The 25,781-nt window shown below is 66.1% G+C and carries 18 protein-coding genes and 2 tRNA genes; 2 read left to right on the top strand and 18 right to left on the bottom strand.

From position 1 onward, the window contains the following. Nucleotides 1–17 precede the first annotated feature (17 nt). From MWN34_RS01580 to MWN34_RS01535, 10 genes are all read right to left on the bottom strand, one after another. Entirely contained in the window at nucleotides 18–1,490 is a 1,473-nt protein-coding gene (locus MWN34_RS01580) for an O-antigen ligase family protein (protein WP_247025871.1), read from the bottom strand. 181 nt (nucleotides 1,491–1,671) lie between these two features. Beyond that, entirely contained in the window at nucleotides 1,672–2,100 is a 429-nt protein-coding gene (locus MWN34_RS01575) for a hypothetical protein (RefSeq protein WP_247025870.1), read from the bottom strand. A 281-nt stretch (nucleotides 2,101–2,381) separates the two neighbouring features. Next, nucleotides 2,382–4,145: a tetratricopeptide repeat protein gene (locus MWN34_RS01570; RefSeq protein ID WP_247025869.1), complete on the bottom strand. Its 1,764-nt coding sequence runs from the start codon at nucleotides 4,143–4,145 to the stop codon at nucleotides 2,382–2,384. Between the two features lie 251 nt (nucleotides 4,146–4,396). Beyond that, nucleotides 4,397–6,841, bottom strand: a complete 2,445-nt coding sequence (locus MWN34_RS01565; protein WP_247025868.1) for a GumC family protein — start codon at nucleotides 6,839–6,841, stop codon at nucleotides 4,397–4,399. Between the two features lie 40 nt (nucleotides 6,842–6,881). Beyond that, nucleotides 6,882–7,619, bottom strand: coding sequence for a polysaccharide biosynthesis/export family protein (locus MWN34_RS01560; protein ID WP_247025867.1), 738 nt, complete (start codon nucleotides 7,617–7,619; stop codon nucleotides 6,882–6,884). 418 nt (nucleotides 7,620–8,037) lie between these two features. Continuing rightward, nucleotides 8,038–8,646, bottom strand: coding sequence for a transglutaminase-like cysteine peptidase (locus tag MWN34_RS01555; RefSeq protein WP_247025866.1), 609 nt, complete (start codon nucleotides 8,644–8,646; stop codon nucleotides 8,038–8,040). A gap of 130 nt (nucleotides 8,647–8,776) precedes the next feature. Then, on the bottom strand, nucleotides 8,777–9,553 hold the full coding sequence (locus MWN34_RS01550) for a metallophosphoesterase family protein (RefSeq protein WP_247025865.1): 777 nt from the start codon (nucleotides 9,551–9,553) through the stop codon (nucleotides 8,777–8,779). Nucleotides 9,554–9,654: 101 nt separating this feature from the next. Beyond that, the gene (locus tag MWN34_RS01545; protein WP_343311776.1) at nucleotides 9,655–10,452 is read right to left on the bottom strand and encodes an ATP12 family chaperone protein; all 798 of its coding nucleotides are present in this window, start codon (nucleotides 10,450–10,452) and stop codon (nucleotides 9,655–9,657) included. Then, nucleotides 10,452–11,126 (bottom strand): HAD-IA family hydrolase, encoded by a 675-nt coding sequence (locus tag MWN34_RS01540; RefSeq protein WP_247025864.1) that lies wholly within the window; start codon nucleotides 11,124–11,126, stop codon nucleotides 10,452–10,454. Before MWN34_RS01540 ends, MWN34_RS01545 begins: the two co-directional genes overlap by 1 nt. A gap of 157 nt (nucleotides 11,127–11,283) precedes the next feature. Beyond that, nucleotides 11,284–12,558: an NAD(P)/FAD-dependent oxidoreductase gene (locus tag MWN34_RS01535; RefSeq protein ID WP_247025863.1), complete on the bottom strand. Its 1,275-nt coding sequence runs from the start codon at nucleotides 12,556–12,558 to the stop codon at nucleotides 11,284–11,286. A 427-nt stretch (nucleotides 12,559–12,985) separates the two neighbouring features. On the opposite strand from MWN34_RS01535, the gene MWN34_RS01530 reads away from it, so the two are divergent. Beyond that, a complete protein-coding gene (locus tag MWN34_RS01530) occupies nucleotides 12,986–13,381 on the top strand; it encodes a hypothetical protein (protein WP_247025862.1) in 396 nt (131 codons plus the stop codon). A gap of 1,239 nt (nucleotides 13,382–14,620) precedes the next feature. On the opposite strand, the gene MWN34_RS01525 is transcribed toward MWN34_RS01530, so the two are convergent. The 5 genes from MWN34_RS01525 to MWN34_RS01505 all read right to left on the bottom strand — a co-directional run bounded on the left by MWN34_RS01525 (nucleotide 14,621) and on the right by MWN34_RS01505 (nucleotide 20,876). Beyond that, nucleotides 14,621–14,696 (bottom strand) — tRNA-Val (locus MWN34_RS01525). 277 nt (nucleotides 14,697–14,973) lie between these two features. Then, nucleotides 14,974–15,252: an HU family DNA-binding protein gene (locus MWN34_RS01520; protein WP_247025861.1), complete on the bottom strand. Its 279-nt coding sequence runs from the start codon at nucleotides 15,250–15,252 to the stop codon at nucleotides 14,974–14,976. Between the two features lie 205 nt (nucleotides 15,253–15,457). Then, nucleotides 15,458–17,902: an endopeptidase La gene (lon, locus tag MWN34_RS01515; RefSeq protein WP_247025860.1), complete on the bottom strand. Its 2,445-nt coding sequence runs from the start codon at nucleotides 17,900–17,902 to the stop codon at nucleotides 15,458–15,460. A gap of 492 nt (nucleotides 17,903–18,394) precedes the next feature. Next, nucleotides 18,395–19,663, bottom strand: coding sequence for an ATP-dependent Clp protease ATP-binding subunit ClpX (gene clpX, locus MWN34_RS01510; RefSeq protein WP_247025859.1), 1,269 nt, complete (start codon nucleotides 19,661–19,663; stop codon nucleotides 18,395–18,397). Nucleotides 19,664–20,240: 577 nt separating this feature from the next. Further along, nucleotides 20,241–20,876, bottom strand: a complete 636-nt coding sequence (locus tag MWN34_RS01505) for an ATP-dependent Clp protease proteolytic subunit (RefSeq protein WP_247025858.1) — start codon at nucleotides 20,874–20,876, stop codon at nucleotides 20,241–20,243. A gap of 506 nt (nucleotides 20,877–21,382) precedes the next feature. Here MWN34_RS01505 and MWN34_RS01500 point away from each other — a divergent pair. Further along, on the top strand, nucleotides 21,383–22,648 hold the full coding sequence (locus MWN34_RS01500; protein ID WP_247025857.1) for a sugar phosphate nucleotidyltransferase: 1,266 nt from the start codon (nucleotides 21,383–21,385) through the stop codon (nucleotides 22,646–22,648). A 328-nt stretch (nucleotides 22,649–22,976) separates the two neighbouring features. Here MWN34_RS01500 and MWN34_RS01495 read toward each other — a convergent pair whose 3' ends face one another. From MWN34_RS01495 to MWN34_RS01485, 3 genes are all read right to left on the bottom strand, one after another. Continuing rightward, nucleotides 22,977–23,417, bottom strand: coding sequence for a GNAT family acetyltransferase (locus MWN34_RS01495; protein ID WP_247025856.1), 441 nt, complete (start codon nucleotides 23,415–23,417; stop codon nucleotides 22,977–22,979). Between the two features lie 771 nt (nucleotides 23,418–24,188). Further along, complete coding sequence (tig, locus tag MWN34_RS01490) at nucleotides 24,189–25,547, bottom strand: trigger factor (RefSeq protein ID WP_247025855.1); 1,359 nt, start codon at nucleotides 25,545–25,547, stop codon at nucleotides 24,189–24,191. A 121-nt stretch (nucleotides 25,548–25,668) separates the two neighbouring features. Continuing rightward, nucleotides 25,669–25,753: transfer RNA gene (locus tag MWN34_RS01485), tRNA-Leu, on the bottom strand. Nucleotides 25,754–25,781 lie beyond the last annotated feature (28 nt).

Raw genomic sequence — 25,781 nt, 5'->3', positions numbered from 1 at the left:
GATATGACCGGCATCACTCATTCCGCCGGAAGTGCAATTGATCCCTCCGCAGCGGCGCTCGACACGCGCCGGTGGCGGCGGCGATGCGGGCGAACCGACGCCTCAGGCTCGATTGGCACGATTGCCGCCCGCACGACCAGCGAGCACATGACAGCGAACACCACCATAAGACTCTCGATGCGCAGCGGATATTCCAAGGCGGAATGCAACAAAAGGGCCACTGCAGCCAGAAAACCGGCGGCTGCATAGGCCTTGTACTGATACCCAGAACGACGACGAAAGGCGGCCAATGTCGCCAAGGCCCCCATCGCGGCTACTGCGACGAGCAGCACCAATCCCGCGACACCGCCTTCCATTACCAGCTCCAGCCAGTCGTTGTGCGCGTGATTCACATAGGGGCGGATCAACGTCGAATTGTCCTGAAACACCGCATAGACCGGCACGAAGCTGCCCAATCCGCTACCGAAGGGGAAGTATGCCTTCAGCACCTCGAAGGTGGTCGCCGCCATCGGCCAGCGAAGATCGCTGCCGATATTGCTGTCGAGGCGGCTCGCGACACCCCCGAAGGACAAGTCGAACACCACGGTAAACACGACCAGTACCACTGTGCCGAGAGCGAGCTTGGCCCAGCGGCTCGAAGAACCTTCATGCGTTCGATAAACCGCGTTCAGCATGAAGAGAGCCGCCAGCATTCCCAGCAGGACGATCGTTCCGAGCGCGAAGCCGGCTCGGGATCGCGCCGTAAGGATGCCGAAGAACAGGATGATCGAAACCAGAGCCGCCACGGCAAAGGAAAGAAACCGCGTGTCGCTGCGGCTGCGCAGTTGGATCGCGGCCAGAACCATCGGTATCGGCAACGTCGCGTAGAAGAGCGCCGCAAGATTGTTGCGATTGGTGTACAGCCCGGTGGCGAAGCGCATGTCACCCCGACCGAACACGCGCATGAACCGCCGCCAGAACGTGATCTGGACCATGCCGATCACCACATTCGCAAGCGCGAAGCCGAGAAGCGTCAGCAGGATGACCCGCATGCGCGCCTGATCGAGCATGAGGCAGGACAGGAAGATCGTGACGGCCGGCATCAGGGAGACGAGACTGAATACCGTGCCTTCCGGATTGAGGCTAAGCGGGCGCCACGGCAGGTCGAGCCCGGCGACCTCATAACTGTGCGCCACCAGGGCGCGCCCCGGCAGGTGCGTCCAAATCCATGGCGGCAGGGGAACGAGTTGCAGGAGCGGAAGTGCCCACAACAGGCCGATGACCAGCGCGATGCGCCGCAACCAGCGCGGCTGCGGACACAGAAGCAGCGATCCCACGAGCAGAATGAAGAGCGGGAAAGAAACCAACTGCACCAGCGCATCCGGCCAGCGCCCGGCCACCTGCCCACCGCCAAAGGTAAGCGCGAACAGCAGCGTCACGACGCAGAGCGGAAAGAAGATGACGTGAACCGGCGCCAGAAAGCTCGGATATTCCGCTTCAGCCTGCACCATGCCCATCGCCCCGCCCCAGCCGCCGGTCCCGGCAGACAACCACCCTGGGGCCTCAGGAAAATCAAACAAAGAGGGCGACCCCTGCCCTGAAGCAAAGCCGCCCTCTTCACGCATCACATCAAAGACGGAACAATCCGAACCAGAGCAGGAATCCTACCGGACCACCCCTGCCCTCAATTCGTCACTGGCAGGCGCCGGTGATGCAGACGGGCCCGGTGTTGCTGCCGCTGTTGCTGAGGCCGATTACCGCACCAGCACCGCCCGCAGCGCCAAGCAGGAAGAGCGCGCCCGTCGTCTTCGAGTCGGACGTGCCCGTCTGCGCAGTGGACTGGACGCACGGCGAAGCCGAAGCGACCGAGACCGGCACGCCGACATTCAGCTTCACGCGGCAACCCGCGCCGTAATCCAGGGTGGCGACGCCGCCCGAACGCAGGAGCACGCGATCACCCGCATGCATCGCAGTAGCGGAAGAGACCGCCTGGAAGCCCTGGCCGCGATTGACCAGAACGGAGCCGCCCACATCCGTCAGCGTAACCGACTCGGCAGCCATTGCGGTGCCCATGGCACCCAGCAGGAACGCACCAACGCCGATTGCAAACTTCATCTTCATGTCATCCCCTCGCTCAACCCCCGACGTGAAACTGGGGCTACGACTTAGCCTAAATATGCTGCACTGCCGTACTAAGCACAATAAACGGCAAGATGCCTCTGCCCGCAAGCTCAAATTCCATCATGCCACCTGCAAGGCGAGCTCTCGATTGAGCTAAAGGCCCAATGTGCCATTTATGCCGCAGGGTGATCACAGAAATGCGCGGGTGCTTCTCTGCGCCACCTGTTTCCCCCCGTCTTGGCTGCGCTGCGGCAACCCGGTCCAATAGCCAACGGGAAACCTCATCCCCCCGCGGCGGGCGGCGGAGCAGGAGGGGCCACATCGCTGTGCTGGATCGCGATATTCGTAAAGCTGATAATGCCAGACACCTCTTCTTCAGCCGGCACCCGGGCGGCGAGTTCAAGCCTCAGCAGTTGCTCGGTGCACCCGTCCGGCACCGTGAATATCTGCTCGAAATGCTGCCAGCTCATCTGTCCGCGCAGGAGCGGCGTCTCAGCCACATTCTTGTTCGGCGAGCAGTAGACCCGCCACGTCATGCCGCGCAGCGTGTTCAGGCCCGGCGAATTCGCCAGACCGCTCAGGACATAATTGCCCGGCTGAAGCGCGAGCCACTGGCTGACATCGCGGAACGGCGTGCGACCCCCGAGGAACTCGATCGTCATCGCCGTGCTCTCGGGCGCATCGGGTGCACGCCCCAGCGTGATGACATAGCCGCCGCGATTCGTCGGTATCCACCAGTCGAAGGGATAGCGCGTCACCGGGTAGCGGAAGTCGCCATTGAAGACATTCGAGATCGAGTCCAGCCTGTCGTCCTGCAGTTGCGCCATGAAGGCGCTGTAGGCGTCGTGGGAGGTGCCGGCCTTGATCATCTTGAGGATGATCGGTCGCCCCTCGACGTCGCTCGGCGGGGCCCCGGCAACCTTCAGATCGGCGAAGAACTGAGGCACCGCCTTGCCAAGGTCGGGATTGGCCGAATCGAGGTTCGTGAACAGCGCCTTGCGCCAGGGCGGCATGGTTGCGAGACGCGCCACCAGCGCCGCACGGGCGTCATCGGTCCGTATCATCGCGGCCAGAACCGGCTGCAGCATGCCGATGAGATCGGGAGACACGCGCAGCGCGTTGTCCATATGCGCGATGGCGTTCGCATAGTCCTCCCGGTTCACCATGTCGAGCGCCAGCCATATTTCGGCGACGACATCCCGACGGGTGCGGTCGGCGACCGCCTGCATCAATGCGCGCGCACGATCGGTATCGCCTCTGAGGGAGGCGACCATCCCAAGAATGCGCAGTCCCCGCGTATCGAGCGGATCGATTTCCAGCAGCCGGCGCCCGATCGCCGCCACGCCGTCCAGATCGATGCTGGACAAGGTCGCCGCGGCATCGGCCGGAGGCGCGATGCCCGGAAAGACCGACATGGCTACCGTCTGCTGAAGGCTGAGGGCCGGAGCTTTGGGCTCGGCCACGGCATTGCCCGGCTGACCCGACGGCGCCGCATCTGCGGCACCGGGCGAAGGCGGCACGATGCTGGGACCGCCCTGTGCGACCTGTTCCTGCCCCGTGCCCGGCGCCTTCGGCATGGGACCGCCCGCGACCGCGACATCGGTGGGCTGAGGCGAGCCTGCGGGCGGCGGCACCACGCTGACCAGGGCATGGACGGGTGTCGCCACGCCGGCCGATACATCGGACGCCGTCGGATTGCCGAGCGGCGTCGCCGGTGGGCCTGCCGTGGCGGCGGCGGCATCGGTGGCGGCGTCGCCGGAATATCCGTCGTCGCCAGCGGGAGCGATCGGCGTGCTGCCGTCATCGGTTTCCGACGTATCGTCGCTATCGCTGTCGGTGCTGAGCGACAGCTTGGCATCGGCAAGAGCCACCAGCGCATCCGTGCTGGAGCCGTCGATCATCAATGCGAGGTCCGGTCGGAACTGGGCCAGCCGGTAGCTGATACCGTGCTGGGCGACGCGCACGCACATGAACAGGGTGCCGAGCGCGATCGCGCCGACAAGCCCGATCCGCCACCAGCTTCCGCGCGCCGGGGCGGCCACCACATTGCGTGGCGCCAGAGTGCGCAGGAAGTCGGCTAACTTCGCGAAGCTTTCGGCTCGGAGCTTCGGCAGCCGGAAATGCCCCAGGCGGCCGAGCCATGTCGGTGCGGAGGATGAGTGCGACCGGCGCGACTTGCGGTGACGCCGGGAAGCCTCGGCGGTCCGGACACTCCCCTCACCGACGTCCCCTGCCTCGCCGGCACTGGTCCCGCCGCGGCGCTGGCGCGACGGGCGGCCCCGGTGCGAAGGCGTGCTCACGCCCCACGCCCCGACCCGTCGTCGCGGCGGTCGGACCCAGCGCGGTTATCGGCAACAACGGGGGTTTCCGTGCCGGCCGGGCTGGCCGCCGTCCCATCGTCGGGGCCGTCGCCCTGCGGGTTCGTCAGGCTGCCATCCGCCGGGGTTTCGTCGCTGGTGCCGTAGTCATAGGCCCCCGAGTAATAACCCGAATAATAATAGTAGGAATCGGCCGCGCGCATGTCGAAGCGGTTGAGTACCACACCGGTGATCGTGGCGCGTGCGCGCTGCAGGCGCTTGATGCGGGTACGGACCACCGAATGGCGCACCGTGTTGGCCGAAACGACCAGCAGCGTGCCCTCCGTCATGGAAGCCAGCAGAGGCGCGTCGGCCAGTTCCAGGATGGGCGGCCCGTCGAGCAGCAGAAGGTCGAAATGCTTCGAGCTGTAGTCGATCAGCGCCTTCATCCGCGTACCGGCAAGCAGCTCGGTGGGATCGCGGGGCGGCGCGCCGCACGGGATCAAGGTGAGGTTCGGCCCGTAGGACTGGACGATGCTCGCCAGCGGCACCGCGCCGGACAGGTAGTCGACGATGCCCACTTCGTTCGGCACGTCCAGCACACGATGCAGGGACGGACGACGCAGGTCGGCGTCGATCAGCAATACGCGGTAGCCAAGCTGGGCGAAGTTCTGCGCCAGCGCCACGGCGGTCGTCGACTTGCCTTCGCCCGGCTGGCTCGATGTGATGAGCAGGCTCTTGGGAACCCCTTCCGGGGTCGAAACCTGCAGGCTCGTGCGCAGCGATCGAAAGGCCTCCGCCAAATTCGATTTCGGCGTCTCCATCTGGGTCAGCAGATCGGCATCCCCGCCCCCAAGCGGAATGACGCCGACCACCGGCACGCCGATCTTCTCTTCCGCGTGATCCGGCGACTTCAACGTGTCGTCGAGCATCTCCAGGCCGAAGGCGAGGCCGATACCCAGGATCAGCCCGACAAAACCCGCCAGGCCGAGATTGAGGATCATGTTGGGCGAATAGGGCGCGCCCGGCACCTGTGCGCGATCGACGATCGAGATGTTGCTGGCCCCGATGCCGCCGGCGATGCCGACTTCCTTGTAGCGCTGCAGCAGGCCGTCATAGAGCGACTTGTTCGACTCCACCTCGCGCTTGAGGATATTGTAGCGGATGAGGCGGTCGCGCATGCCGAGCGCATCCTGCTTCACCGCATCCAGTTGCGCCTGCAGGACCTTCTCCTGCTGGAGGGAGGCCTCGTAACGCGCCTTGATGGTTTCCTTGATCAGGTTTGACTGGGCATCGAGCTGGAACTGCAGCTCGTCCATCTTCGCCTTGAGTTCGACCATCTGCGGGAAGGCCGGCTTGAACTGACTCAGCTTCTGCTGGTATTCGGCCGACGCTGCCGCGATCTGGTCCCGCAGCGCACGCACCGACGAGTCCTGGATCACTTCGGGAATGGACAGCGGCGGGGTGTTCTCGGCAATCTTCCACATCTCCTCATCGCGAATGCGCTGGCCACGAGCCGTCCCCAGAGAGGAGTTGGCGGTCTCGAGGTCCGCGCTGAGGAGCGTGGAGTCGTTGTCCATGTTCACGATGCCCTGGCTCTGGGCATAGTTGACGAGATCCTTCTCGCTTTCCTCGACCTTCAGCTTAAGTTCGGCGAGGCGGTCCTGAAGGAAAGATCGCGCATAGGACGAGGCGTTGTAGCGCCTTTCAAGCGACTGAGCGATGTAGCTCTCCGCCAGTGCATTCGCCAGCCGGGCCGCCATCTGCGGGTCGGGGCTCGAGACGTTGACCGAGACGAGCTGGGAATTGCGCTGCGGCTGGACGTCGATCATGCCGAGGACCAGGCCGATCGCCTGGTTACGGCGCGCGGCGAGATCGGGGCCCTGCTGCGTCGGCGCGGGATCGCTCGAAAGCAGAGCCGAGACATTGCTCTTCACCCAGGAGAAGAAGCCGCCGCCGCTGTTGTTGAGCGCTGTGCTCGACGGTGAGTCGAGATTGGTTGCCTGAACGACCTTTTCCGCGAGGGCACGGCTCTTCAGCAACTGGTATTGCGTCTCGAGATACTCGCGCGAGCCGCCGCTGCCGCCGCCATCATCGTCGGGATCGACGCTTTCGACGTTCACGATCTTCGACGATTCACGCGCGATCTGGATGGTCACCGTGCCGCGGTAGACAGGCTGCATCATGAAGGTGACGAGCAAGCCGACCAGCAGGCACAGCAGCACGACGATGCCGATCTGTCGGCGCCGGCGGGACAGGATGCGCCAGACGCGGAACATGGTCTCCGCGTTCCACCATTCATGCCCCCGTCGACCTCCGCCGGAGGCGTCGTAGTGCATCGGCATGGCAAGCGGACCGTAGCCGCCTCCCGGCACCGCGGTCACGCCGACGGGCAGATGGCTATCGCCACGAACGAGTTCTCTGTTGAGATCGGGACCGTTCACTGCGTGATCACCTCTTCAGAGAAGATGGACAGCCTGAGCATCAGAAAATTGCAACGAACAGCGAGGCGATCGGCAACGCCATGAGGATGTCGCGCAGCGCGGACTTCGTCTGGGACTCCGTTATGACAACGACGTCGCCCGCCTTCATGACCGGGTCGGCGGCCTTGCCGGCACGAACCTGGTCGAGATCGAAACGCGCCACGCTCTTCTGGCCGTTGGTGGTACGGAAGACCAGGGTGTTCTGGAGCTCGGCATAGCGCGTGGTACCCTCGGCCATCGCCACAGCCTGGATGAGCGTGGTCGAGTTGTTCAGCGTGAACACGCCGGGCTTGTTCACCGCCCCTTCCACCGTGACCCGCTGGCTCCGGTATTCCTTGACCGAGACGGACACCTGCGGCGACTGGAGATATTTGCGGCCGAGCTCGGTGGCCAGCTTCACCTGCAGCTGCTGCGGGGTAAGACCGGCCACGTGCACCTGACCGAGCAGGGGCAAAGACATCGTCCCGTCGGGGCCGACCTGGAAGTCACCGGTCAGCTCCGGCACGCCGAGGACCGAGACGGTCACGAGGTCATAGCCGCCCAGGCGGTATTCGGAGAGGTTGCTATCGATGCTGGAGGTCGCCTCATTGGCGAGCGACGCCGGAATAACAGCCGGCGTCCGGGCTTCCGCATAGCTGGTGGCACGACTGCCACTCGCCTGCCCTGCCCCCGGCCCCTGCGCACCCGCGCACCCGGAGATCAGCAGCGCGATCAGCCCGAAGATGGCCAACAGCCTCATCAATATGCCCCCTAATGTATTCAACGCTGGGTCGCCCGCCAGCGAGCCCGAAGTCTACTCTATGCCACACGGCTCAGCACCAGACGAGAAGTGCCCGGCGATGCAGGACGGTTAGACCATTCATGCGGCACTGCGGCAACACCAAACCCGCATGTACGCTGCGATGCAATAACAGTGCGTTCTTTGTATGACATGCATAGCAAGTCCCAACAATCACCGAGAAATTGCAACGAAAAGTAAAGCCTCAAGCCCAGGTACGTTACGTTATTCCGGTCAATTCCCTTGAGAAAACGGTATCGAAATGCCAGAAACGGTCTTCTGGAGGCGTTGAAACCCCTCCGACAGGTACCGCCGCCTCGAGCGAATTCCCTCGGCGCGGCCGTCTGCCTGCCGCGATGCCGGCGTCGCATGCACATTGCTATTGCATCGCACCCTGCCCCTTCTGCCGATCGCGCCCCTGCAATGCCGCCCATATCTGTGGATTGGCCGCGGATTGCCGCGCGAGCAGGGTATAGGGCACGTCGGTCCATGGCTTCACGCCGATATCGTTGTTGTCGAGCACGAACTCTCCGATATCGGTCCGCACGATCAGGACGGCGTGGCCGATCCCTGCACGGGTGCGCGCGGTGGTTATGAGCAGGGCGCCGGGAGGCCAGCCCGCCGCGATGAGCCTGCGCCGTTTTTCCAGGACGTAATCCTCGCAATCGCCGGTGCCGTCTGCCGGATAGCGCCACACATCCTGCCCGGGGCGCTCCTCGACATTCCGCACGGAGCCGTTCACGGCGGCATTCACACGGAACAGTTGGTCCCACCGGCGCTGCGTGAGCGCGACCGGGGGAGACGGGCGAGGTTGGCAATCCCCGGCATTCTCGCGACAAAAGGCGACCCACCCCTGCGGCGCGGGAATGCTGCCGATCTCAACCATCTGCGGTATGTCATATTCGGGAATGGGCGCCGTCCGCGCTGCCGGCACGGTGGCAAGCGTCGTCACGACGACCATGGCGGCTCGGCGCATCATCCGGCTCATTCGCGCTCCCGGCAGACGACCGGAAACGGCCGCGGCGCCCACATGTGAAGGACTATGGCAGATTTCATGCCATGACGCAGGAGGTGCGCCGATGCCCGCCTTCTTGCGGCAAGCTGCCGGAGTTCAGTGCTCAGGGCAGCTCGGCAACCAGGCTGTAGCACTGGTCATGGTCAAGTACGGCACAGGACAGCTTGCCGCTTTGATAGGCACCCGTATCGATATTGATCCGGTTCGAGCGCACATCTATCTGCGGCACCACCGTGTGACCATGCACGACCATGGCGCCGAAATCTTCCTTCGAATCAAGAAACTCCTCGCGTATCCAGAAGAGGTCCTCCGGCGTCTGCTCATCGAGCGGCACGCCGGGCCGCACGCCCGCATGGCACAGGAAAAAGCCGGGCACGCGCACGCCCCACCGCATGGAACGCAGGAATTGCTGATGATGCGGGGGCATCACCCATTCCAGTGTCTCAGCCGCGGCCGACAACCCGCGGCCCATCATGATGCCGGCTGTCGGCACGGTATAGGAGCGCAGCGTCTCGATGCCGCCCTGCCGGCACCAGCCCATTCCCCGGCGCGGGTGCCCCATGAAGTCCAGAAACATCTGCTCATGGTTGCCGGCTATGGCGACGTAGGGGACCTTGAAGGGATTGCCGGCGAGCAATTCGATGACCTCGCGCGAATCCGGCCCGCGGTCGACGATATCCCCGAGCGTGACGACGAGCGCACCCTCCCGGCCATACTGGTCGAGATCCGCGGCAATGAGCTTGACCATGATCTTCAGCAGATCGAGGCGGCCGTGGATGTCCCCTATCGCGTAAATCTGGCGCGGAGCGGCAGAACCTTCCAGATGTAGAATCGACACAGCGACGTCCAAGTAGTGTGGAGAGTAAAAATCTGCCCTCATGCCTCTCTAGGCTTTGACCAACCGAAAGTCTACCGCGGCAACGCTGGGGAGGAATGCGAGCCCTACCATGCACCCCCTTGTGGCCATGATGCGGCCGCAGGTCACTTCAAGGTCGTGAGCAGAATCGCGGCCGCCTCGAAATCCCGCCAGCGCGTGGCCCGCCGCTGCTCGGCGAGCGCGTCGCGTCCCCAGACCTCCGCCTGCACGTCCTCGTCGAGATGGGCCCGGCGCCAGGCGTCTTCCGCTTCGAGTTCGCCATGCCAGACGGCGAGCGCGAGAAAGGCCGAGCCCGAGAGCGTGGTGAGCAGGTTCAGCGCGGCAAGCCGAAGCGGATCTGCGGGCATGGCGGATGCAATGGCCGAAAGGCTCTCCCCCGGCTGGGCGACGAACATCACGCCCTCGGCGACGTTGAAGCGGGCACCAAAGCGGGCGCGAAGCCAATCGAGGACAGGGTTCCAGAGCTCGTGCTGGAGGCTGGCCAGCCGCACGGGGGAATCGGCCCGGTAGCAGAGCAGATCGCTCCCGGCATAGCGCACGATTTCCCCGGCCGTCGCCTCCATCGCGCCAGCCACCCCGTCCAGCGCGGAGTTCACCAGGCGAACCATCGGCATGGTGCCGGGATCGATGACCTCGCCCTGCCCGCTCCATTCCTCGGCCATCCGTACGGCAAGCGGCTGCGACGGCACCTCGACGACCTGCCTGCCAGGCGTGCGGACAGGGCGTCCGTCCAGCTCGACCCTGAAGCCTCCGTCGACCGAACGCGCTTCGGCGCGGGCATAGAACCGCTTCGGCAAGGCCGGCCGATCCATCGCCGCGCGGCGGATCGCATCACCCGAAGCCGGACCGGGGCCCGACTGGTCGACGCCTTCCGGGTCGCCCCCCTTCGCTCCCTCGCCCATCAGCCCCTCCCCCACATCTCGTCCAGCAGCGGCAGCAATTCGTCCGCGGCATCGACGAGATGCTGGGCGCCGGACTGCCGAAGCAGATCGCGCGGGTGATAACCCCAGGTCACGCCGACCGCATGGGCGTCGGCACTGCGGGCCATGACCATGTCATAGCTGGTATCGCCGATGAGCACCGTGTCCTGAGGCCCGATGCCGGTCTCCTCCATCGCCTGCAGCACCATGCCGGGATGCGGCTTGGAAGGAGCGGTGTCGGCGGTCTGGATGGTGACGAAACGTCCTTCGAGACCGTGATGCGCGAGAACCGCGGCGACACCGCGTTGCGACTTGCCGGTGGCGAGGCCAAGCAGGACGTCCTCGCGACCGCACAGGATTTCGAGCATCCCGCCGATGCCGGGGAACAGCGGCTCCTCGAAGCCCGGCTCGGCACGCTGGGCATGGAACGCGACCTTGTAGTGCTCGGCCAGTTCCTCGGCCGGGTAGCCGGCGGCATCGTCGCCGAGACGATGCATCGCCTTCACCAGCGAGAGGCCGACCACGCTCAGCATCTTCTGGCGCGACGGCGGGGTCATGCCCATCGCCTCATAGGCTCGCAGCATGGCATTGACGATGACGTTCTGGCTATCGACCAGCGTACCGTCGCAATCGAACAGGATAAGTTTCACCGGCATGTCCTTGCGGCGCAAAACGCCAAACCCGGATGAACTCGCCCCATTCATCGCCCCGGTGTCAAGACAGCCGGCGGTCTCCGCCCGCGCGGCGTCGTCCTCGCGCCGTGCTTCGGCGATCTGTCATGTCCCGGCGCGAAAGGCATGGCGGCGCTTCCTTCTAGTCCTCCCGCATTGTTTCGCGCTGGGTGATCAGGCGAGCACTTTGCAGTCCGCTCAGGTAGATCCACAGCCAGCTCCACGCGACGGCGAATCGAGACCGGGTGCCGATCAGAAAATAGATGTGGGCAATGCCCCACAGCCACCAGGCCAAACTGCCCCGCAGGCGGAACTTGCCATATTCGATGATGGCAGCACGCCGACCGATGGTGGCGAGATTGCCCTGATGACGGTATTTGAATGCCGCCGGAGCCGGCTTGCCTTCCAGACGACGGCGGATGACCTTCGCGACATAGGCCCCCTGCTGCTTTGCTGCCGGCGCCAGGCCGGGGACAGCCTTGCCGTCCTGCTCGACCATCGCGGTGTCGCCAATGACGAATATGTCCTCGTCGCCCGGCACCGTCAGGTTCGGCTGCACCACGACGCGCCCCGCCCGGTCGGCCTTGGCGTCGAGCCATCTGGCCGCGGGCGAGGCCTGCACGCCTGCCGCCCAGATGATCGTACGGCTTGCGATCGTGGTGTCGCCGATTTTCAGGCCTTCCGCCCCGGTGTCGGTCACCTGGCTATTGACGAGCACCTCCACGCCGAGGTCCTGCAGCGCCTGCTTCGCATAGTCGGAAAGAGTGGGGCTGAAGGCCGGCAGGACACGCGGGCCGCCCTCGATCAGCAGGATTCGCGACTTGCGGGTATCGATTTTCCGAAACTCGCGGGGCAAGGTGTGATGTGCCAGTTCCGCGATCATGCCGGCCAGTTCGACGCCGGTGGCGCCGGCGCCGATGACGACGAATGTAAGCAGCGTCTGGCGTATCTCCGGATCGGGTTCGAGTTCGGCGCGCTCGAAAGCGATCAGGACCCGTCGCCGGATCGTCGTCGCATCCTCGAGCGTCTTGAGGCCAGGCGCGTGGGCCTCCCAGTCATCGTGACCGAAATAGGCGTGACGAGAACCCGTTGCGAGGACGAGCGTGTCATATGGCAGGCTGGCGCCGTTCTTCAGCTTTACGATCCGGGCGTGCCGGTCCACGCCCACCACTTCGGCGAGCAGCGTTTCCACCTCATCGCGATCGCGGAAGAGATGACGGATCGGCCACGCGATCTCCGACGTGGCGAGGACGGTGGTCGCCACCTGGTAGAGAAGAGGCTGGAAGAGATGATGATTGCGACGATCCACGAGCGTTATCGAGACGCCCGGATGCTTCAGATCATGAATAAGCTGCAGCCCGCCGAACCCTGCGCCGACCACCACGACCTTATGAGGCACTCGTCCTTCGTTGCTCATTCCTGGATGATCTCCAATCGGAAACACTGCACGGACTATCGCATCCCGTCCACGGGAAGGGACCCTGCTCCCTTATGACGTCTTCGGCCGTTCGGCACGCCCTTTGCTCCCCGGCACGTGCGGCACTGTCGCAGCCTTCAGCCAGATATCCATGCCTCCTTCGTTTCAAGAGACACCGTTACGGGAGGCCGAAGAGCGGATCGGCGGGAGCACGAAACCGGGCGCGACCATCCGGATGCCGCGGCTGACGAGACCGCGGCGCCGGCAACGAGGCGAGAGCAGCACACCTTCCCATGTGCTATCCCCGGCAACGTGACCTGTCGCTTCATGCTAAGGACGCGCGCCGAGCCTGTGCACAAGTTATTCAATGGAGTTACCGATGACCCGTTCGATACGACGTCCTGCCCGCATGACCCGGACGATGCTGATGAGTGCCGCGCTTGTCGTATCTGCGATGCTGACGCAGGCTGACGCACAGACCGCGGGCGACCAGCCTTCCAGCTTCGACTTCGCAGCCCCTCCGTCGACACAGGCCAACCGGCTCTATTCGGTGAATACCGCCACCGGGGAGGTTTCCGCGTGCCAGTTCGAACGTCCCGATGGCAGCCTCGTCGGTGTGACGCGCTGCTTTCCGCGGGACGCCAGCGCCGCCGCGCAAGCCAAGCTCGCCCGATTCCGCCTGGTCACGACCAACTATTCCAGCGAGACCGGCGTCTTCCGGGTCAATCAGGACACTGGCGAGATGAGCGTTTGCTATGTCCGCGAGATGCCGAAAAGCGGTGCGACCGAGGCGCAGGTCGTCTGCACGCCGGCAGTGCGATGACCGCACGGCCGCTATGAAGGTGCGCCGCCGCTACGGCGGGAGCGAGGCTCTCTCATTGGTGATCGCGTTACCGGCCGCAAAGCGCCCCGCGAAGCCGGAGATGCGCGTGACCCGCGCGCCGCCGGCAGGTTGAGCCTGCGGTGCATCGTGCATCCGGTGTTCCACCGGCCTGGGGCCGGCCATTGCAAGCGCCGATGGCGGCGCGCCGGTCTCGCATGCGCAGAAAGGGGTCACGATCGACGGAAGGTTCCCGGGGATCCCGGGCCGGACGTGGCGATGATCCCCCGCGCCTCGACACGCCAGCACGCGCCGTTCTCGGTCGTTGCGGTCGACATGGTCGGGAATGGGGAGCACGTTGTGGCCCACCGGCCATCAAGCGCGGAAAAGCTCGCGCGATGGCTTCCGGCGCGTCGGCCTCGAATTTCCGGGCCGCCCGCGCTCGACACCCTCACCCCGCCCGCGGCCGCCCACCTTTGACGGCCACCGACAGCTCCTGAGATAGGCGGACGCTCCAAGGGCGTGAGGCGGACCAGGGCTCAGCCCGTCACAAGAAGCTCATCACCGCGAAGGTAATGAGGGCCGGCAGATAGGCGGTGATCAGTCCCGCCAGGTACATTTTCATGGCGCACCCTCCCGAGGAGCGCGACGAATACGCCATCCCATCGCCGGTAATGCAACGCGTCTAACCGTAACTTTCCGCGTCCCAGCTGCCGCGTATCCCTGGCAAAAGGTAACAAGGCATGCGGCGAGGCATCCGCACCGTCTTGCAGATCGCGTTGAATCGGTGGGCGGTGACCGCCATCGCAAGCTGACCGACGTAGGGCTCCTCGACGCCATAGAGGATCGGCGCCACATAGGCAGCCCCGCGAGCGTCGTTCGAGAGATCACCCCACGCGTCATGCCCTCATGGCCTCGCTGTGGCGAGGGGCGTGATGCAGAACCGATCCGCACCAGCGCACGGCCGCGACATCGGCATCTTCCCGCCCTTCGCCGCGGACCTGTGGGGCTCGTTTCAGGGGCTGCTGTGGCGGATCAGCGAGCGCCCCGGCGACTGTCCGATGCCGATGCTCTGGCAGGTGCCTGCCGTCCGGCCCTCGATCGCGGCGATCCATCACATCGCCGCTTTTTTTTGTCGTTTTGTCGTTTCGGGGGCCGATCTAGCCTTGAGCGGCTTCTTCGGCGAGATTCGGCGAACCCCAATCGTTCACCGGCTAAATCATTGCTGCGATTTAGAAGACATGGTGGGCGGTGACGGGCTCGAACCGCCGACCCTCTCGGTGTAAACGAGATGCTCTACCAACTGAGCTAACCGCCCTTCGCATTGCGTCGCCGTAATGCTCGGACCGCCTTTAATCACCAGCGGCCTGCCAGAGCAAGGCAGAAGAACGATCTGGAAAACGGGAGCGCTCGTGGCCGGCGCCGGCGGCCGCCATGGCGAGCGACGCCCGGCGCAGATTCGGGATCGGGGGGCCATGCGCCGGCAGCCGCGGGATGTCCCGCCGTACCGAGACGCACGACGACGCCTGAACCGGAGATCCAGACGCCCGGCCGCGGACTCTGCGCGGAGCCGGGACGTCTGAGGCGTCACGGCATCAGCCGTTGACGATGTCCTTCAGGCCCTTGCCGGGCGTGAACTTCGGAGCCTTGGAGGCTTCGATCTTGACCGGGTTGCCGGTGCGCGGGTTGCGGCCCTCGCGCGCAGCGCGGGTCACGACGGAGAAGCTGCCGAAACCGATGAGCTTCACCTCTTCGCCGGCCTTGAGCGAGGCCGCGATGGCGTCGAAGGTGGCGTCGACCGCAGCCTGGGCGGCCGCCTTGGTCAGCTTCGCCTGCTCCGCGACCGTCGCGACGAGTTCGTTCTTCGTGGTCATGAGACCGGTCCTTCCTTGATTGCACAAGAATCGTCGCCGGGTTGCCCCGGTGATGGCGCGGAAGCTTCCCGCAAAATGCGGCGATTGCAAGCACAACCCTGCGAAAACCCGCGCCAATGCACGATTTCTCCCCGAATCGCACTACCAAAGCACCGCGGGCGGCCCCTTTCGGGACCGCCCGCAATTTAGGCGTTCGAATCGAAGCTCAGTGAGCCGCCACGCCGCTCGGCTCCTCGAGGCCGATCACCGCCTCCACCTCGGCCGGCTTGCCGGGCTTTTCGAGCTTCTCGTCCCACTCGATGGGCTCGGGCTGGCGGGTGAGCGCGTGCTGCAGCACCTCGTCCATGCGGGACACCGGCACGATCTCCAGCGCGTTCTTCACATTGTCCGGGATCTCGGCGAGATCCTTGGCGTTCTCCGCCGGGATCAGCACCTTCTTGATGCCGGCGCGCAGGGCTGCGAGCAGCTTCTCCTTCAGCCCGCCGATCGGCAGCACCCGGCCGCGCAGCGTGATCTCGCCGGTCATGGCGACGTCGCGGCGGATCGGGATGCCGGTCAGCACCGAGGTCAGCACGGTCGCCATGGCGGTGCCGGCGGACGGGCCGTCCTTCGGGGTCGCCCCCTCGGGAACGTGGACGTGGATGTCGCGGCGTTCGAACAGCGGCGGCTCGATGCCGAAATCCACTGCGCGGGAGCGGACATAGGACGCCGCCGCGGAAATGGATTCCTTCATCACGTCGCGCAGATTGCCGGTGACCGTCATCTTGCCCTTGCCGGGCATCATGACGCCTTCGATGGTCAGGATCTCGCCGCCCACCTCGGTCCAGGCAAGGCCGGTAACGACGCCGACCTGGTCTTCCGACTCCGCCTCGCCATAGCGGAACCGCGGCGCGCCGAGATAGTCCTCCAGCGTCTTGCCGGTGACATGCACCGCCTTCTTCTGCGAGAGCATCAGCTCCTTCACCGCCTTGCGGGCGAGATTGGAGATTTCGCGCTCCAGGTTGCGCACCCCCGCCTCGCGGGTGTAGCGGCGCACCAGGGTCAGCAGCGCCTCGTTGTCCACCGTCCACTCCTCCGGCGCGAGGCCGTGCTTGTGAACCGCGGAGGGGATGAGATGCTTGCGCGCGATCTCGACCTTCTCGTCCTCGGTGTAACCAGCGATGCGGATCACCTCCATGCGGTCCAGCAGGGCCGGCGGAATGTTGAGCGTGTTCGCCGTGGTCACGAACATCACGCTCGACAGGTCGTATTCGACCTCGAGGTAATGATCGCTGAAGGTCGAATTCTGCTCGGGATCCAGCACCTCCAGCAGGGCCGAGGACGGATCGCCGCGGAAGTCGGCGCCCATCTTGTCGATCTCGTCGAGCAGGAAGAGCGGGTTCGACTTCTTGGCCTTGCGCATCGACTGGATGACCTTGCCGGGCATCGAGCCGATATAGGTGCGCCGATGGCCGCGGATCTCGGCCTCGTCACGCACGCCGCCCAGCGCCACGCGCACATATTCGCGGCCCGTCGCCTTGGCGATGGACTTGGCGAGCGAGGTCTTGCCGACGCCGGGCGGGCCGACGAGGCAGAGGATGGGGCCGGTGAGCTTGTTCTGCCGGCTCTGCACCGCGAGATATTCGACGATGCGCTCCTTGACCTTGTCGAGGCCGAAATGGTCGGCATCGAGCACGGACTGGGCGTAGGGCAGGTCCTTCTTCACCTTGGAGCGGTTGCTCCACGGGATCGAGAGCAGCCAGTCGAGATAGTTGCGCACCACGGTGGCCTCGGCCGACATGGGCGACATCTGGCGGAGCTTCTTCAGCTCGTGCGTCGCCTTCTCGCGGGCCTCCTTGGAGAGCTTCACGGTCTTGATGCGCTCTTCCAGCTCGGCCAGCTCGTCGCGGCCGTCCTCGCCGTCGCCCAGCTCCTTCTGGATCGCCTTCATCTGCTCGTTGAGGTAGTACTCGCGCTGGGTCTTCTCCATCTGCCGCTTCACGCGGGTGCGGATGCGCTTTTCCACCTGGAGCACCGAAATCTCGGACTCCATCAGCGAGAGCACCTTCTCCAGCCGGGTCGTGACCTTCAGGATGTCCAGCACGGACTGCTTCTCGGGGATCTTCACCGCGAGATGCGAGGCGACCGTGTCGGCGAGCTTGGAATGGTCCTCGATCTGGGTGACGACGCCAACGACCTCGGGCGAGACCTTCTTGTTGAGCTTCACATAGCTCTCGAACTCGGTCACCACCGAACGCGCCAGCGCCTCGGCCTCGACCTTGGCGCCGGGGTCTTCCTCCAGTGCGGTGGCCTCGGCCTCATAGAGATCGGCGCGGTCGGTGTAGTGGTTCACCTCGGCGCGCGAAATGCCCTCGACCAGCACCTTCACGGTGCCGTCCGGCAGCTTGAGGAGCTGCAGCACGGAGGCGAGCGTGCCGATCTTGTAGATGGAATCGGTCGCCGGATCGTCGTCCGAGGCATTCTGCTGTGTGGCGAGCAGGATGAATGTGTCGTTCCGCATGACCTCCTCGAGGGCGCGGATCGACTTCTCGCGGCCCACGAACAGCGGCACGATCATGTGCGGAAAGACCACGATGTCCCGGAGCGGCAGCACGGGAAACGTCTGGGTGAGGCCGGGGGTGAGCGAGGCGCGCGGCTTCTGGCTCGTCATGGCTCTTTCCTTTCGGTTGGCGTCAGGGGGGCGGGAGCCGCGGGGCACGCGGCATCGCCCGTCCTGGCCGCATTACGGCCGGGTCGCGGAACCTGATCTGGGTGCTTGAGCGGGGGAGCCCACTTCGGGCACGTCGATACGGTCTTGGACCGGGGGTTGACGCTGAGATGGGAACCGCGTGCCAGCCCGTCAAGAGCGGGGCGGGAGGCGGCGCCGGGGGCCTGCGCAGGCGTGGCAGGGCGCGCAGGCAGGAAAAGGCTGGAAGGAAACGCGGGCGCGATCCGGGCGATGCCCCGCCCTGCGAGGGCGCTCATGCCCCCGACACGCGGAGCGCCGGGCAAAGACCGGCGATCGCCGCGCGCGGAATAGCGGGCGCTGCCGCGACGCCGGGCCATGCCGGCGGACAGGTCGCTCCGCCCCCGGCTGCCCTGCTCCCATGGGAATGAGGCGGCCGGACACGGGTGCCCGGCCGTTGGGGTGGGGTCGCCGCCCTCAGGCACTCGCGCCCGCATCGCCGGCGGCGCGATCCGCATAGATGTAGAGCGGGCGCGCATTCTGCTCGACGACCTCCTTGGAGATGACGACCTCCTCGACCCCTTCGAGGCCGGGCAGGTCGAACATCGTGTCGAGCAGGATGCCTTCCATGATCGAGCGCAGGCCGCGGGCGCCGGTCTTGCGCTCGATGGCCTTGCGGGCGATGGCGCCCAGCGCTTCCTCATGGATAGTGAGTTCGACATTCTCCATCTCGAACAGCCGCTGATACTGCTTCACCAGCGCGTTCTTGGGTTCGGCGAGAATCTTCTTCAGCGCGGCCTCGTCGAGATCCTCCAGCGTCGCGATGACGGGGAGGCGCCCGATGAATTCGGGGATGAGGCCGTATTTCAGCAGGTCCTCCGGCTCGACCTCGCGGAACACCTCGCCCGGGCGGCGGTCTTCCGGGGCGTGCACGACCGCGCCGAAGCCGATCGAGGTGCCCTTGCCGCGCGAGGAGATGATCTTGTCGAGGCCGGCGAAGGCGCCGCCGCAGATGAACAGGATGTTGGTCGTGTCCACCTGCAGGAACTCCTGCTGGGGATGCTTGCGCCCGCCCTGCGGGGGCACCGAGGCGACGGTGCCTTCCATGATCTTCAGCAGCGCCTGCTGCACGCCCTCGCCCGACACGTCGCGGGTGATGGAGGGGTTGTCCGACTTGCGGCTGATCTTGTCGATCTCGTCGATATAGACGATGCCGCGCTGGGCGCGCTCGACATTGTAGTCCGCCGACTGCAGCAGCTTGAGGATGATGTTCTCGACATCCTCGCCGACATAACCCGCCTCGGTCAGCGTGGTCGCGTCCGCCATGGTGAAGGGCACGTCGAGGATGCGGGCCAGCGTCTGCGCGAGCAGCGTCTTGCCCGAGCCCGTCGGCCCGATCAGCAGGATGTTGGACTTCGCCAGCTCGACGTCGCTGTGCTTCGTCGCGTGGTTCAGGCGCTTGTAATGATTGTGCACCGCCACCGAAAGGACGCGCTTGGCATGGAACTGGCCGATCACGTAGTCGTCCAGGACCTTGCAGATCTCCTTCGGGGTGGGAATCCCGTCACGCGACTTCACCAGCGAGGACTTGTTCTCCTCGCGGATGATATCCATGCACAGCTCGACGCATTCATCGCAGATGAACACGGTGGGTCCCGCAATCAGCTTGCGGACCTCGTGCTGGCTCTTGCCGCAGAACGAGCAGTACAGGGTGTTCTTGCTGTCGCCGCCGCCAACCTTGCTCATGCGTCTCTCCGTCCGCTCGGCGGGTCCGGATGCGCCAGCCGCATCCGTGTCCGCCTCTCCGTTCGCAGGCCGCCGCGGGGCCCCCGGAACAGGGGAGTGACGCGACAACCGGGGCTGTCAGGAGGCAGCGACCGGGGGTCGAACCGTGCCCGATCCGGCAGCCGATGCTAGCCAAGCATGGCTTCACCGGCTCGATCAAGCGGGCTGGCCTTCCCTGCACGGGTAAGAATCAGCCCTGTCAACACCCTGTCACACCTCCTGCCGAAACTTTCAGGTGGTGTCATGCAAGCGCGATACCGCGATGCACGCAAGTGCATGGCGCACATCGCGCGACCGTGACGTCGATATAGGCATGGCGCGTGGCTTTCGAAACACGCGCCGCCCGGCCTCACGTGACGATCAGCCGCTCATGGCGCGCATGGCGACGTCGCCGGCCCGGCCGCAGCGCGTCGACCGGCCTTCCGGTCCAGGCCGTCGCATCCGCCGTCCTACGCGCAGTCCCGCGCCGCCGCGGTCCGCATGTCCGGCAGAACCGCGTGCGGCGCAAGGCTTTTGGCGCGAGATTCAGGCGTCCGCCTCAGGACTTGGCCGCCGCCACGTCTTCCGGCCGCTTCTCGATCACGTTGTCGATCAGGCCGAACGCCTTGGCGGCATCCGCGGTCATGAAGTTGTCGCGCTCGAGCGCGTCTTCCACCGCCTTCAGGTCCTGGCCGGTGTGCTTCACATAGATTTCATTCAGCCGGCGCTTCAGGCTCTCGACCTCCTTGGCGTGGATCAGGATGTCGGTGACCTGGCCCTGATAGCCGCCGGACGGCTGATGCACCATGATTCGCGCGTTGGGCAGCGCGAAGCGCATGTCCTTCTCGCCCGCGGTCAGCAGCAGCGAGCCCATCGACGCCGCCTGCCCGATGCAGAGCGTGGACACCGCCGGCTTGATGAACTGCATGGTGTCGTAGATCGCGAGGCCCGACGTCACCACCCCGCCCGGGGAGTTGATGTACATCGAGATTTCCTTCTTCGGGTTCTCCGCCTCGAGAAAGAGGAGCTGCGCGACCATGAGGGTCGCCATGCCGTCCTCGACCGGCCCGGTCAGGAAGATGATGCGCTCTTTCAGAAGCCTCGAATAAATGTCGTAGGAACGTTCGCCGCGGTTGGTCTGCTCGACCACCATGGGAACGAGATAATTCATGTAGGTATCGATCGGGTCACGCATCGTCATATCCTCGGCGGGCCGGCGGAAGGGTCGCCCGCGAATCCATATCCCGTGCCCACCATAGTGGGAAAGCGTGTCCCGGCCAGCCCGAAGCTCCGCTCTCCCGCAGTCTCGCCGCATGACGGCGCGGCCTGTGGGAAAGGGCGTCCCGGGGCGGACGGGACGCGGTGTCGAACGGACGGCCCGGCGAGCCGCCCTTCCCGCACGCGGCGGCGCCGGATGAGCCGGCACCGCGCATGCCGCCACAATGTCGGCATTGCGGCGCGGTTGCGCAAGGCTCGCCGGCGACAGACGCACGGGCAACAGAGTCACGCGCAGCAATGCCGGCGCGCGGTTGAAGAAAGATGAATGCATCGCCCTTACCGAAGGGGCGTCTCCCGTTGGACACGGTGCCGCGCCTTTTTCCCGTGCGCCTTCCGCCGGCCCCATGGGCTTGCTACAGCCTCATGCTTGCCTGTCCGCCTTCCAAAGTGCCCAGCCCACCGAACCTGATGCCGGAGAGCCTGATGATCGAGCAATGCGTGATCCTGTGCGACGGCTTCGGCAGTTCCGGCGTGGCGGCGGGGAGCGCCGTGCCCGCTACGCTCACGCCTCCCACCCTGACGCCGGTCGCCGGCATCGCCTTCCTGGAGCGCGTCATCGCCGACCTCGCCCGACAGGGGGTGCGCCGGGTGTTGCTGGTCGCGGTGCCGGATCATGCGGCGCTGCGGGACTTCGCCGCACGCGAGGAGGTGTTCGCCCGGCTCGGCCTGAGCGTCTCTATCGCCGCCGCGCCGGAAGCCGCCGGCACCGGTGGAGCGCTGTGGCAGGTGCGCGAGGCGCTGGACGACAGCTTCTTCGTGCTCTCCGGCCAGAGCTGGTTCGACATTCCCCTCACCGAGCTCGCCCGCCTGCTGCGCGAGGGACCCGACCAGCTCGGCGTTCTGGCGCTTCGGCAGGTGACCGAGGAGGCCGGGCTCGCTTTCGAGGAGCTGGACCTTGATTCCCTCGACCTCGACCCCGACGAACTCGCGGCGCTCATGAGCGCGATGGAGGCGGAGGACGAGCACGAGCCCGAACAGGCCGCCTCCAAGGAGGACAATGACGAGGACGAGGACGAGGACGAGGACGACGATGCCGGCCCGGTCTTCATGCCCGCCGGCGCCGGTGCCTTCCGCCGGGCGATCGCCGCGCGGCTCACCCCGAGCAGCAGCCTGATGGAAGACGTGGTGCCCGATCTCGTCGACGAGGGCTTGATCGGCGTCGCCGATTTCGAGGCGCCCTTCATCGAGATCGCCCGCCCCGGCGCCGAGGCGGACGCCGCCCGGCTGATGGCGGAACGGCCGGCGCTTTTCCTCGCCCGCGACGCGCTGCTGGCGGGCACGGGGCCTACGCTAGAGTGGACGCCGGGCGCCCGCGAGGCGATCCGCGCCGCCAATGAGGCCGGGCATTACGTTTTCGTGCTGGCGGAAGGGCCGGCGGGGGCAGACGCCTCGGAGGATGACCATCAGGCCCTGATGGCGCGCCTTGCCGAAGACCTCGCCACGATCGGCACCCGCCTCGACGACAGCCGCTTCCTGCCCGCCCTGCGGGCCCACGACGCCGCCGCCGCCATGCTGCCGGACCTGATGCGGCACTGGCGGGTGGATGCGGCGCGCAGCGTTGCGGTGGGGCTCGCCCCCGCCGATCTCGCTGCGGCCCGGGCCGCGGGCATTGCCGACCTTCCCGCCAGCGGCGGCGATCTGCGGGCGCTGCTGGCGGGATCGAACGGCGGCACACCGCCGTCTCGGTGAGACAGGGGCCCTGCCCGCCTGCCCGCCTGCCCGCCTGCCCGCCTGCCCGCCTGCCCGCCTGCCCGCCTGCCCGCCTGCCCGCCTGCCCGCCGCGCGTCATCCCGGCCGACGCGCATCGCAAGGCCCGAATGAAGGCCCGGATCGTGCGCTTCGACAGCCCGCCTCAGTCCAGACGCCGTCTTGTCCCGCGTGCCGTGCCATTCCGCGCCGTGCATGGCCGCTCGCGTCCCTGAACCGGCGCCGAGGCAGACGCGGATGAGACAAGCCCGACGCGGATGAAAACGGCGACCTATGCTCGCTCGGCGCCGGCAGCCGGGCGGGCACCGGATCAGGGAGCCATAGCGCCAGCGGGTTCCTCCAGCCACCGGCTCATCACCACCCGCGGCGCGACCGCAAAGCCGAGCGATTCATAGAACCCGACCACGGCGGTATTGGTCTCGCGGACGAGAAGCTGCACCTTGACCACCTCGCGCGCCTTCAGCCACGCCTCGCCCGCGCGCACCATGGCGCGTCCGACACCCTGCCCGCGCGCCTCCGGCGCCGCGGCGACGTAGTAGAGCCAGCCGCGATGCCCGTCATGGCCCACCATGACGCTGCCGACGACGCGCCCCGCCGCCTCGCCCACCAGCACGTCGGAACAGGCGCCCGCGCAGGCGAAGCGGAAATCGGCCACCGGGTCGTTATAGCTCGCCACCAGCCCGCAGCCGCGCCACAGCGCGGCGACGGCAGTTTCGTCGGCGGCCGTTGCGGTTCGTATGGAAAGGGGCATCGGGGTTGCTCCGGGGCTGGACGGCGGAAGGCGCCGCTGGTGGCACGAGCGGGTGACGACCATATGACGACCATCTCGACGACCCCACTCCTCTTCACGGCCGATGGGAGACGCCGCCCGCGTGCTCGGCCGGAATCGGCGTCGGTCACGATGCACGGAACCCCGCGCCTTCACCCGATGCAGCCTTGGCCAGCGATCGCGGAACGCGGGGCGACAGGGCAACGCTCCCTCATCAAGGCCGGCACACCCGGCCAGCGCTCCTCCTGACGCCACATCCGCCGGTCACAGGCACGGTTGAACGCGGCGCTTGCGCCGGGCCGCCGGCTGAACGGCACGACGAGCCTGTTCGCGACCGGCGCGTTTATGCAAGGATCGGGAGCGTTTCGACGGCAGACGACAGTGCACCACGGTGCATCCGACCCGGGCGCGGTGCAGCCCGGAGACGGACAGTCACGGACCGGTACGATGAGGACATCCGCTCTTCCGCCAGCGACCAAAAACCGGGAAACGCGCATGGGCTTTTTGCGAAAGGACGTTCTTTTTTGCACGCCAGATCGCCAGAAACACCTGTTATCATAAGACGTTCCGGGAGAATCCAGATCAGCGATTCAGAGATCGGGGTCTAGCCGCAACATCGCACCGGCGACATCGTTCCGGGTAAAGTCGGCCCGTATCGAAGGGGCCAGTGCGATGCGGCCGAGCTCACCCCCCAAACGCAAAACGCCCCGCACGAGGCGGGGCGTTGCGTCTGTCGGAAGGGGAAGCAACAGCTCAGGCGGCGGTCTTCTCGTCCGCCTCGTCTTCCGCGTAGAGCTCTTCCTTGGAAACCGGCTTCTCGGTGACCTTGGCCTGGTCGATCAGGAAGTCCACGACCTTCTCCTCGAAGATCGGGGCGCGCAGGCTGGCGAGGGCCTGGGCGTTCTGGCGGTAATAGTCCCACACCTGCTGTTCCTGTCCGGGGAACTGGCGGGCGCGCTCCACGACGGCGCGAGTCACCTCGTCGTCGCTGACCTGGACGTTGTTCTTCTCGCCGATCTCGGCCAGCACCAGCCCGAGGCGCACGCGGCGCTCGGCGATCTTGGTGTAGTCGGCGCGGGCGGCCTCCTCGGTGGTGCCCTCATCCTCGAAGGTCTTCTTCTGGGCGTCCATCTCGGCGCGCACCGAATTCCAGATCCCGTCGAACTCCTGGGCAGCGAGGGTCGGCGGCACCTCGAACTGGTGCAGGCCGTCCAGCGCGTCGAGAAGCTGGCGCTTCACCTTGTTGCGGCTGGCACCGGCGTGTTCCTGCGCGAGGCGAGCGCGCACCTGCTCCTTGAGGCTCTCCAGGCTCTCCTGGCCGAGGCTCTTGGCGAATTCGCCGTCGATGGCCAGTTCGCCCGGCGCCTCGACCTGACCGGCGGTCACCTCGAAGGAGGCGTCCTTGCCGGCGAGGTTGGCGGCGGCGTAGTTCGGCGGGAAGGTGACGTTGACGGTGCGGGTCTCGCCCTGCTTCAGGCCGATGAGCTGCTCCTCGAAGCCGGGAATGAAGCTCCCCGAACCGACCGCGACCGGAATGTTCTCGGCCGAGCCGCCCTCGAAGACTTCGCCGTCCATGGTGCCGACGAAGGAAACGGTGACGCGGTCGCCATTCTCGACGGCGCCATCCTTCGGCGCGTAGGGGCGGTTGCCCTGGGCGATGCGCTCGATGGTCTCGTCGACCTCGGATTCGGCCACCTCAAGCACCGGCTTTTCCAGCGAGATGGACGAGAAATCGCCCAGCTCGATCGCCGGTAGAACCTCGATACCCACGGTGTAGGCGAGGTCGGCCTTGCCGTCGACGATCTCGTTCACCGCGGCTTCGTCCTGCGGCAGCTCGACCTTGGGCTGCATGGCGAGCTTGAAGCCGTTGTCCTCGACGATCTTGGAGTTGGCCTCGGTGACGGCCTGCTCGATGACCTCGGCGAGCACCGACTTGCCATAGAGGCGCTTCAGATGCGCGACCGGCACCTTGCCGGGCCGGAAGCCGTTGATGCGGACGCGGTCCTTGAGCTCGGCGAGGCGGGCATTGGCCTTGGCGTCGAGTTCGGCGGCGGGGACCACAACGCGGAATTCGCGCTTCAGCCCGTCGGCGGAAAGTTCGGTGACCTGCATCGGTGTCGGCCTTCGTCTCGTTGCCGCTCGGCGGCTTATTGATATGCGTTTGCGAGAGCGCCACGCATATGCCGCCCTCGATGGATGGTCTTGGCCTGCGGAACGGGGTCGCGGTGGCCTCTGGTGCGGGCGGAGGGGCTCGAACCCCCACGACTCTCGTCACTGGAACCTAAATCCAGCGCGTCTACCAGTTCCGCCACGCCCGCACTCGCCTCAGGCCCAGCGCCGCCCCGG

This window comes from Ancylobacter crimeensis, assembly GCF_023016805.1.
Lineage (GTDB): Bacteria > Pseudomonadota > Alphaproteobacteria > Rhizobiales > Xanthobacteraceae > Ancylobacter > Ancylobacter crimeensis.
The sequence above is the reverse complement of the archived record's forward strand: the minus strand, read 5'-3'. Positions and strand labels throughout refer to the sequence as shown.

Bases quoted from the DNA above. Each gene is read 5' to 3' on its own strand.
- MWN34_RS01580 (WP_247025871.1), bottom strand. From the start codon at position 1,490: ATGGTGCAGGCTGAAGCGGAATATCCGAGCTTTCTGGCGCCGGTTCAC.
- MWN34_RS01575 (WP_247025870.1), bottom strand. From the start codon at position 2,100: ATGAAGATGAAGTTTGCAATCGGCGTTGGTGCGTTCCTGCTGGGTGCC.
- MWN34_RS01560 (WP_247025867.1), bottom strand. From the start codon at position 7,619: ATGAGGCTGTTGGCCATCTTCGGGCTGATCGCGCTGCTGATCTCCGGG.
- MWN34_RS01555 (WP_247025866.1), bottom strand. From the start codon at position 8,646: ATGAGCCGGATGATGCGCCGAGCCGCCATGGTCGTCGTGACGACGCTT.
- MWN34_RS01550 (WP_247025865.1), bottom strand. From the start codon at position 9,553: ATGAGGGCAGATTTTTACTCTCCACACTACTTGGACGTCGCTGTGTCG.
- MWN34_RS01545 (WP_343311776.1), bottom strand. From the start codon at position 10,452: ATGGGCGAGGGAGCGAAGGGGGGCGACCCGGAAGGCGTCGACCAGTCG.
- MWN34_RS01540 (WP_247025864.1), bottom strand. From the start codon at position 11,126: ATGCCGGTGAAACTTATCCTGTTCGATTGCGACGGTACGCTGGTCGAT.
- MWN34_RS01535 (WP_247025863.1), bottom strand. From the start codon at position 12,558: ATGAGCAACGAAGGACGAGTGCCTCATAAGGTCGTGGTGGTCGGCGCA.
- MWN34_RS01530 (WP_247025862.1), top strand. From the start codon at position 12,986: ATGAGTGCCGCGCTTGTCGTATCTGCGATGCTGACGCAGGCTGACGCA.
- MWN34_RS01520 (WP_247025861.1), bottom strand. From the start codon at position 15,252: ATGACCACGAAGAACGAACTCGTCGCGACGGTCGCGGAGCAGGCGAAG.
- lon (WP_247025860.1), bottom strand. From the start codon at position 17,902: ATGACGAGCCAGAAGCCGCGCGCCTCGCTCACCCCCGGCCTCACCCAG.
- clpX (WP_247025859.1), bottom strand. From the start codon at position 19,663: ATGAGCAAGGTTGGCGGCGGCGACAGCAAGAACACCCTGTACTGCTCG.
- MWN34_RS01505 (WP_247025858.1), bottom strand. From the start codon at position 20,876: ATGCGTGACCCGATCGATACCTACATGAATTATCTCGTTCCCATGGTG.
- MWN34_RS01500 (WP_247025857.1), top strand. From the start codon at position 21,383: ATGATCGAGCAATGCGTGATCCTGTGCGACGGCTTCGGCAGTTCCGGC.
- MWN34_RS01495 (WP_247025856.1), bottom strand. From the start codon at position 23,417: ATGCCCCTTTCCATACGAACCGCAACGGCCGCCGACGAAACTGCCGTC.
- tig (WP_247025855.1), bottom strand. From the start codon at position 25,547: ATGCAGGTCACCGAACTTTCCGCCGACGGGCTGAAGCGCGAATTCCGC.